Origin of the sequence: Oscillatoria sp. FACHB-1407 (assembly GCF_014697545.1) — a bacterium.
In the GTDB taxonomy this organism is placed as follows: Bacteria; Cyanobacteriota; Cyanobacteriia; order Elainellales; family Elainellaceae; genus FACHB-1407.
Genome location: NZ_JACJSA010000022.1, coordinates 134,474 through 143,576 on the forward strand (window position 1 = coordinate 134,474; position 9,103 = coordinate 143,576).

General features: G+C 46.1%; 7 protein-coding genes. 2 read left to right on the top strand and 5 right to left on the bottom strand.

The genetic code is table 11. From position 1 onward, the window contains the following. Positions 1-13: 13 nt before the first annotated feature. The 5 genes from H6G89_RS27590 to H6G89_RS27610 all read right to left on the bottom strand — a co-directional run bounded on the left by H6G89_RS27590 (position 14) and on the right by H6G89_RS27610 (position 7,972). On the bottom strand, positions 14-391 hold the full coding sequence (locus H6G89_RS27590) for a response regulator (protein WP_190512678.1): 378 nt from the start codon (positions 389-391) through the stop codon (positions 14-16). Beyond that, on the bottom strand, positions 388-4,593 hold the full coding sequence (locus H6G89_RS27595; protein ID WP_242060142.1) for a PAS domain S-box protein: 4,206 nt from the start codon (positions 4,591-4,593) through the stop codon (positions 388-390). The genes H6G89_RS27590 and H6G89_RS27595 overlap by 4 nt, the downstream gene beginning before the upstream one ends. 14 nt (positions 4,594-4,607) lie before the next feature. Next, entirely contained in the window at positions 4,608-6,476 is a 1,869-nt protein-coding gene (locus H6G89_RS27600) for a response regulator (RefSeq protein WP_199336967.1), read from the bottom strand. 380 nt (positions 6,477-6,856) lie between these two features. After that, positions 6,857-7,498: a DUF305 domain-containing protein gene (locus H6G89_RS27605; RefSeq protein WP_242060143.1), complete on the bottom strand. Its 642-nt coding sequence runs from the start codon at positions 7,496-7,498 to the stop codon at positions 6,857-6,859. A gap of 96 nt (positions 7,499-7,594) precedes the next feature. Further along, entirely contained in the window at positions 7,595-7,972 is a 378-nt protein-coding gene (locus H6G89_RS27610) for a hypothetical protein (RefSeq protein ID WP_190512682.1), read from the bottom strand. Here H6G89_RS27610 and H6G89_RS27615 point away from each other — a divergent pair. Beyond that, a complete protein-coding gene (locus tag H6G89_RS27615) occupies positions 7,933-8,262 on the top strand; it encodes a four-helix bundle copper-binding protein (RefSeq protein ID WP_190512684.1) in 330 nt (109 codons plus the stop codon). The two genes, H6G89_RS27610 and H6G89_RS27615, sit on opposite strands and share 40 nt — an antisense overlap. 157 nt (positions 8,263-8,419) lie before the next feature. Then, the gene (locus H6G89_RS27620) at positions 8,420-8,977 is read left to right on the top strand and encodes a DUF305 domain-containing protein (protein ID WP_190512686.1); all 558 of its coding nucleotides are present in this window, start codon (positions 8,420-8,422) and stop codon (positions 8,975-8,977) included. The last annotated feature ends 126 nt before the right edge of the window (positions 8,978-9,103 follow it).

Sequence of the window (9,103 nt, forward strand, 5' to 3'; positions counted from 1 at the left end):
ACAAAACGTCTCATTATTCCCAGTTTAGTATTTCTGCGATTTCTGCAACTAAGGAAGCAGGCTGGATCGGCTTAGAAATAACTCCAGCAACCCCCATCTGCGTAAATTTGGCGCGATCGCTCGGTAAAACTTTAGCCGTCAACAAAATCACTGGAATAGGTTGCGTCATAGGGTCTGCCTGAAGTTTTTCATATACAGCAACCCCATCCATCCCTGGCATTGACACATCCAGTAAGATCGCATTGACCTGTTCAGTCTCTAAAATCTGCAAACAAGCTTCTCCAGAGGACGCAGTAACGGTTTCCCAACCTGCCAGATCTTCTAAACAGGCTTGTACCAGTTCTCTCAAACGTTCCTCATCATCCACAATTAAAATCTTTCTGCCACTCATACAGTGTCTTCCACAGGTAAAGTAAAGGAAAAGGTGCTGCCTTTGCCCAGCGTGCTTTCAGCCCAAATTCTACCGCCGTGTCGTTCAATGATACTGCGACAAATGGGCAAGCCTAAACCTGTCCCTCCCTTTTCGCGAGAATCAGAGGCATCAACCTGCTGAAAGCGTCCAAAAATGGTTTCGGTCTTATCTGCCGGAATTCCACGTCCCTGATCGACGACCTGGAATAAGACATAATCGTTTTGCCGCTGCGCTTGAAGCGTAATGACAGAATGAGCCGGAGAAAATTTGATCGCATTTCCTAACAGGTTTGTCAGAGTTTGCAAAATCATGTCCGGTGCAGCCCAGACGGTTACCTCTGCTGGAATAATGGTAAACGTAATATTTTGTTGAGATGCGATCGCCTGCACACTATCTACGGCTTGTTGCATGAGGTCAGCCGCTTGACAAACAACTTTCTCGACAACGGTTCGACCCGATTCTAGCCGTTCTAAATCTAGAATATCGTTGACCAGATTCACTAAGCGATTGGTGTCGAGCAAAGCAATTTCGACCATACGCTGCGCCTTTTCAGGCTTTTTGGTATAAATACCCGATTGCAGCAAGCCGAGTGACATTTGAATCGACGTTAACGGCGTGCGAAGCTCATGGCTCACAATGCCAATAAACTCATTCTTTATTTGTTCGACTTTCTGCCGCTCGGTGATGTCTTCCCCAATGCTGATAGTACCAATGATATTACCGTCAAAATCCTGCAACATAGTGTTATTCCAACCAATAAATCGCTCCTCACCCGATTTCGTCAAAATTGAGTTTTGATAATAGGGATAAGCATTGCGTAACAAAACCTCTGAGAAAACTCCCTGAAGTATGGATTGGTTAGAAGGAGGTAAGAAATTTGCAAACCAATTTTTACCTAACGTTTCTGCCTGAGTGTATCCAGTCAGATTCAAAAAGAAGGTATTGACATAGTTGACATTGCCTGATTGATCTAGCCCCACCACCAACAACTGAACATTATCGAGCAGCGATCGCCAGCGTCGTTCTGCCTCTTGCAAGATCACTTCTGCTTGCTTGCGTTCTTGTAGTTCGGTTTGCAGTTGGCTATATAACTCAGATTGTTGAAGGGCGATCGCTAATTGACTGGCAATTTGCTGTAATAGCTCAATCTCCCAAGACTCCCATCGATGCGGCGCACGATTGTGGTAAATGGCAAATAATCCCCATAACGACTCACCCACAAAAATTGGGGAAATAGCATAGGCTTTTGCTTGAAACTGTTCTAATAGCTCAATATGGCAAGGTTGCAAGTTAGCTGCATAGATATCGGCAACCGTTAGGGTTTCATGCTCTTTAAAACGCCCTCCCTTATGCTCTTGCAGGTAAGTATCTTCCCAAAGCTTGCATACCTCCGGCTCTACTAACTTAATCCAACCGTCAGCAACAGACTCTACAATAAAATCCCCACTCCAATTAGTGTTAAAGCGATAAATGGCTGAGCGATCGACCTCTAGCAGTTGCCTGACTTCAGTAACGGCTGAGTTGAGAATATGATCAAGATTCAGCGATTGGCGAATAGCCTGAGTAATCGTCCAGAGTAATTGCTTTTGCCGCGTCTGTTGTTTTAGAGCGGTTTCTGCCTGCTTGCGCTCAGAAATATCTTGCTGAACAGCAACCAGTACATCTCCATATTCGGGGTGCTTAAACACAGAGCAGGTTGCGCTACACCAAAAGGGGGTTCCATCTTTTTTAACGTTATGAACCTCATAGGTGGCTTCAAGATTTTGCAATACAGCCGATCGAATTGATTGAGTTACATCATCAGCCGATATTGTTTCTGTTGCATAATTCACGATCGAAACGTGCTGACCGTTGAGTTCCCCCGATCCATACCCAAACATCTGCTCAAACTTAGGATTGGCATACACGATTGTGGCATCGTCGGCTTTGACTAAACAGACCCCTTCTGCCATATTTCGGGTGATAACCGCTTGGAGTGCTAATACTTGCTCTGTTAGCTTGCGTTCAGCTTCACTGCGTTTGCGTTCACTGATGTCAAACATACTCGTTCGACTCATCACAAAGTTCCCGGCATCATCCCGAATCGCAATAGCATTAACCGTCACCCAACGAGTTGAGCCATCCTTATGGCGAAGCTGAAACTCTAAACCATTCACCCAGCCTCGCTGAATAAATTGAGGAAAGTTTTGGTGAAATGTTTGTTGACTTTCAGGCGTCACGAAATCTGTAAACTTCATTTGGTTGAGTACTTCATCACGGGTATATCCCAGCCAACTGAGTTCAGTGTCGTTAATGCGTATAATCGTACCTTCCACATCCAGGGAATGATAGCCACAAGGAGCTTTATTATACAAATCCTCTACTTCTTGGTTTGCCTGGTGTTGTTCTTTTAGGACAATCAAAAGACGATTATTTAAAGCATTTAACTCTTCGGTACGTTCTGCAACTCGTTGTTCGAGATCAGTATTGAACTGTTGCAGTAAAATTTCAGTCTGTTTTTGCTGAGTGATATCGATGGTAATCCCAATCATACGGATAGGTTTTCCTGCCTCATCTCGCAAAACTTGTCCAATTCCTGCAAACCACCGAATTTCATCTGTAGAAAGTACTCGAAATTCAATCCTCAAATCAGAAGAATTGTCTTCTAATGCCTGTAGCGTTTGTTGGCTTACCTTTTCTCGATCATCAGGGTGAAGACAACGCAACCAGTTCTCATAACTGGGTTCAACAGTTGCATCAAGGTTATAGAGTTGGTAATACTCAGGTGACCAGAAAAGGATATTCTTTTGCACATCCCAATCCCAAACAGCCGAATTACTGGCAATTTGAGCAAGCCGCAATCGAGCTTCACTTTGCCGTAGAGATTCTTCAACTTGCTGACGCTCTACCAGTTCAGTTTGTATTTGTTCAAATAATGCGGATTGCTGAATTGCAATACCAAGTTGAAAGGCAATTTGACGGAGTAAGTCAATTTCTGAGTCTTGCCATTGACGTGGAGCCTCACAATGATGGGCAATGAGCAATCCCCATAAAACACCATCTGCCGTAATTGGAACAACTAAGTTGGCTCTCACCTGAAATCGAGATAGCAGTTCGCGATGACAATCACTCATTCCAGCCGTGTAGATATCAGACTTTGTTGTGACAAGTCCTTGCCTAAACGGTTCGACGTAATCTTCGCCAAAACACGGATCATAAATTTCTGTTGATAAAATTGCTGTCCAATCAGCCCCGCATGATTCAACCACAACCTGACCCCGCCAATCTGGAAAAAACCGGAAAATGATGACGCGATCGGTCTGAAGAAAATGACGGACTTCATCGACGGTGGTTTGTAGAATTTCTTGTAGCTTGAGAGACTGCCGAATGCGCTGGGTCACCTCCAGCACTAAACGTTGTTGTTCAAGTTGCTTTTGCAACAATATTTGAGCCTGTTTCCGATCATCGATCGCCATGATCGTCCCACTCATTCGCACAGGTTGACCATTTTCTCCATAAAAGGCTTGCCCCCGTCCTTCAACCCAGTGAACGCTACCGTCTGCCCAAACCACCCGAAACTCATGATGGTATGGAACTCGGTTTTGGAGAGAGTGGGCGATCGCCTGGTTGAGTCCTTCCCGGTCATCTGGATGTAGACAAGCATCAAAGGTTTCATACTTGCCATCAAACGAGCCAGGAGACAGCCCCAATAACTGCTCATGCTCTGGTGACCAGTTGATTTCTCCGGACACGATATTCCAGTCCCACATTCCCATCTGGGCAGCATTGAGAGCAACCCTCAAGCGATCGCTACTTTCCGCAATGAGCTGGCGGTTGAGCTGTTCAACTTTAGATCTGCTCTTCTGCAAATTGACGCTCAATAAATTGATAATCAGTGCCACTATTAGAAAAAGAGCAAGTCGCAAAACATCATTTAGATCTGAAATTTGAATTTGATGAATGGGAGGAATAAAGTAATAATTCAGCGCCAGTAGAGAGAGGGCAATGGCGACCATGCCGGGTTTTCTACCGCCATACCAGGTACTTATGGCAATAGCAATATAGAAGAAAGCACCAATCGTGCGAGTAATAACAGCATCTAACCAAAGACTTAAGAGAAGGGCGATCGCAGTCGAACCGATCGCCACACCATATGGTAAAAGTCGCTGATACACCATCATTGTTAGTTGCCCTCCGGTCATGCCATCAGTGTTCCCTACTTCTGCCGTAGACGATTCCGCTCAATTCGGCTTAATACTCGTGTCACTAATTCGGGTCCCAACACAGGCTTGCTAATAAAATCATCAGCCCCTGCTGCAAATGCTTGCTGAAGCGACTCTGCATCTGTATGAGCCGTCACAACTAAGATCGGCACATCTTCCCATTCAGCATCCTGTCGTATCACCTGGCATAGCTCCAAGCCGCTAACCTGGGGCATTTCCAGATCCAGCAAGACCACATCGGGTGAAACCGCAACGAATACCTTCCAAAAGTTTTGCGGTTCACTTAAGGTCGCAATCTCCATTCCCCATGGCGTTAGCATACTTGAGAGAATCGCTAACATGGCTGGATCATCATCCACAATTAAGACTTTAGCCTCCGAAGTTTTTGGAGAATTGGATACGATACGGGCGATCGCCCTCAAAATTTGCTCAGTTGTCGCAGGTTTATGCAAAAACTGCCGTGCGCCTAACCGGGAAACCGCTAATCGATCGGCAAGACTATCTCGCCCTGTAAACACAATCACAGGTAAGTTGGGCGATCGCTCCGTCATCTCTTGCAACAGCGTTAATCCATCTTCCTCTGCCCCAGGAAAGCTGAGATCCAGCAACACAACATCGGGTGTATTCAATGACAAACGCGATCGCGCTTCAGCCAGCGTTGGGGCAATTTTGAGGCGAAGTCCCCAAGCATCCGATTCCGCCTTTAACCGCTCGGTCAGGGCAGTATCGTCATCAATCACCAGAACCCGATAGGTTTGAGTCAATGGAACAGGTACAGCGGTTGAGGCAACTGGGGACTCCGTTAACTCCTGCTGCAAAGCAGTGACGAGTTCCGAGAATCGAGTGACAGCTTCCGGCGGAAAAGCATCGCCGCTCATTAACAAATGCTCAATCGATCGAGCCAGCTTTGACCCCTCTGGATAACCAAACGATGCCAATGATCCTGCCAACTTATGGGCTTCCTGTCTGGCGGCTTGATGTAAATCTGCTGCTAAATTTCCGGCAAACAGAGCTAATTTTGCTTGCTCCAATACAGCAACTTGTTCTTGAAATGTTCCCTGAAACCGCTGGAGTACTTTATCAATCGCAGACTCACCTTGAGTGGGTAAATTCTGCTGATCAGTTTCATTCGCCTCTAAAATATTGACACCTGACACTGGCGCAGGAGGTGCAGGCTTTAACCGATACCCCATTCCATACACGGTTTCGATCATCTCGTCGGTTAGCCCACCTGCCTTCAGCTTCTTTCGCACGTCTTTAACATGGGTCACAATCGCGCGATCGCTAGGCGCGTCATCAAATCCCCACAATCGATCCAAAATAACGCTGCGACTGAAAATGCGATCGGGGTTTCGCAGAAATAATTCCAGTAAATTATATTCTGTTGCGGTTAGAGCAATAACCTGATCCCCAACGGTAACTCGCCCCGCATCCACATCTAAGCAGAGCAGTCCCCAGGTAAAAGTATGACTTGAGTGCTGAACGGGTTGTACTGGAATCTGAACGCTACTACGTCGTAACCAAGTCCGTAGCTTTGCCAACAAAACTTCTGGGGTATACGGTTGGCTAATATAGTCATCGGCTCCGGCATCAAACCCTAATGCTACGTCAGCATCAGCGTCACTCGCGGTTAAAAGTAGAATGGGTTTGTAATAGCCTTGCGATCGCAGCCGACGACATAAGCTAATAAAATCTAGCTTTGGTAGCTGTGTACTTAGCAAAACTAAATCATAATCACTAGAAGTGGCTAGATCTAAAGCGAGTTGCCCATCCTCTGCCACATCAACTAAATACTGGGTTTCTAGCACCTCTACTAAGTCGGCACTAAGTAGCGAACTATTTCCTAGAAGAATTTTTATCAACCACCTTTCCCCCTACTGCGAGACAAGTGCCATCTTCTGCACTATCATCTGCTGGACATCAGGTAGAGTGGGCAGTGGCTAACCCAGATTCTAGCCTTCGGTTAGCCGATAGAAGGGCGTACTATATACTTTCTTCTCAAATCCGGCTGCTTCGGGAAGCTAAAGCACTAATGAACTTTTAGGTATGGTACTCATATTATGAGCCTCATATTGCCGCCAAAGATAGTTCTGAAACAAAACATGGTGGTTTCAGCAATTGAGCGACAATGATGCCGCGTTTTCCATTCCCCTTCCCACCGATACGTTTTATAGGTCTTGCCTGTTTTTGCAGAACCCTATTAATTGCACTGATGAAGTTTTCACCCTTTTAAGCCTATCTTCTACTGACCGTACCAATCTTTGCGCCACTGCTCCATTTGGCTGATTTCCTGTTGTTGGCTATCGATGATGTTCTGAGCCAGTTCTTGGATCTCAGGGCGATCGCTCTTCTCTAATGCTTGCTGTGCCATGTCGATCGCTCCCTGATGGTGCGGAATCATGGCATTGATGAAGCGCAAGTCAAATTGATCATCGGCTGCACCTAGATCACCATTCATCATCATGCTAGAGCGCATTTCCTCGGTCATGGGCATCATATGTCCCATCTCTGCGCTGTACATCATTGGCTCATCACCCGCACTGGGATACCAGGCTGTGCGCCACTCTTTCAATTCGGAAATTTCCTGTTCCTGAGCATCAATAATAGCTTGCGCTAGCTGTTGGATTTCAGGACGGTTTGACTTCTGTAAAGCTTCTTGCGCCATTGCCACAGCACCTTCATGGTGCGGAATCATGGCATCAATGAATCGTAAATCAAAGCTCTCATCAGCAGGACCCAGATCCATGTTCATCATTGAACCGTGATCCATTGGCATAGGGCTAGAATTACCCATTGAGCCATGATCCATTTGTGCCGTGTTGGAACTACTGGGACTGCCCTCAGCAGACGGGGAGGTTGTGCCGCTACAAGCAGCAAGGCTCATTGATACTAGGGGCACCATTCCAGCCAATAAAAATGAAGTGAGTGTCTTTTTTGCCAACATTGCAATCTGTACAGCCTCTGTGCTTTAGCCAAGGTTTTATTGCTTACAAGTTGTAATAGTGGCAGACAAAAATAAAATCAGGATGAAATCTTTTTTAGTTATCTGGGCTACAGAGAGCAAAATGTTCTTGGCTAAGTACAGAAAAATAAAATTGAGATGAAATTCTAGCCATTCAGAAGTACGAAATCCGTTTAGAAATTTCTGCTTCAGTAGGAAGAGGTAATTTCCGGCATCGCGTCCTAGCCTTGAGGTGTAAAACGGTAGACCCATAATGTCTAACTGCGATCGCACGACGGCTAACTCGACAAAGGCTCGTGTCGTGCTGAGTTTTGTTGTCGTGTGGCAATAGCAGTGTAATTTACTAGGAGAAAATAATGCCTCACCAAAACTATCAATCCATTGTAGATGCAGCAACTCACTGCGCTTATGAGTGTGAACACTGTGCAGATGCGTGTTTGGGCAGTATGGCAGAATGTGCCCGTCTTTGCCGTGACTGTGCCGAAATTTGCTGGACTGCTGCTGCGTTTATGAGCCGTGGCTCACGCTTTATTCCCCAAGTTGTGCGCTCTTGCATTGAGATCTGCGAGGCTTGCGCGAAAGAGTGTGAAAAACATGACAATGAACACTGCCAAAGCTGTGCTAAGGCTTGCCGACGTGCCGCAGAAGAGTATCGCAAAGTGGTCAGTGTTGCAGGTGTTGCTTAATTCGATCGAATTTACAGTTTAAGTATCAGAAAGTTGGCAAGCCTGCTCGATAAGCTTGCCAGCCCCCTCTACAATTTCTGCACTTATGTTAAGTCAGCTATAGAAGTGACGGGAGGAGTTGAGCGAAAGCATTATTTTGAAAGGGTGGAGAAGCAATATGAATCAACAGAAAGACATGGCAGGAATGGGCTGGAACCGATTCGCAGCAATGATTGCGACCTCAACGTTCATCATGTTCTTCTTGATGTATCAACTCATATACTCATTTGATCACGCACTGTTTAGCGTAAATCGATTGGTCGCCTCATTGGTCATGGGGTGCGTGATGACCGTTGTGATGCTTTCCTTTATGTGGTCGATGTACCGAGGAGTAGGAACCAAGATCGCCGTTCTCGGTTTGGCTACCGCACTCGGATTAATTCTGCTCTCTGTGAATAGATCTCAGGCGCTGATTGGAGATGTCAACTTCATGAAGTCGATGATACCTCACCACTCAATTGCCATTAACAATGCACGAAAGGCAAGCATTAGCGATCCGCGCGTTCGTGAGCTTGCAGATGAGATCATTGAGTCGCAGGTTCGTGAAATAGCAGAGATGCAGTTGCTCCTCAATGATATTGCGCGAAACGGAGAACGGGGGACGGCGGTGCTTCCCGCTCGCTCGACCGAAATCACTTCAGATATGGAGCGTCAGATTAGAGAAGCAGTGCAGTAAATAAGTAGATTTTCGGTGTGAATGCCTAGTGGTCTGCCAAATCAACTTTGCCGGGTTCAATCGTAGGATATAGTCGCCCTAATTTAACTCGCGCATCAGTCGTTGCGAAACGCCAATTCACCGTTG

What these genes read in the sequence shown, in the direction of transcription:
- H6G89_RS27590 (WP_190512678.1), bottom strand. Translation starts at nt 391, where the DNA reads ATGAGTGGCAGAAAGATTTTAATTGTGGATGATGAGGAACGTTTGAGA.
- H6G89_RS27595 (WP_242060142.1), bottom strand. Translation starts at nt 4,593, where the DNA reads ATGACCGGAGGGCAACTAACAATGATGGTGTATCAGCGACTTTTACCA.
- H6G89_RS27605 (WP_242060143.1), bottom strand. Translation starts at nt 7,498, where the DNA reads ATGAGCCTTGCTGCTTGTAGCGGCACAACCTCCCCGTCTGCTGAGGGC.
- H6G89_RS27615 (WP_190512684.1), top strand. Translation starts at nt 7,933, where the DNA reads ATGCCTCACCAAAACTATCAATCCATTGTAGATGCAGCAACTCACTGC.
- H6G89_RS27620 (WP_190512686.1), top strand. Translation starts at nt 8,420, where the DNA reads ATGAATCAACAGAAAGACATGGCAGGAATGGGCTGGAACCGATTCGCA.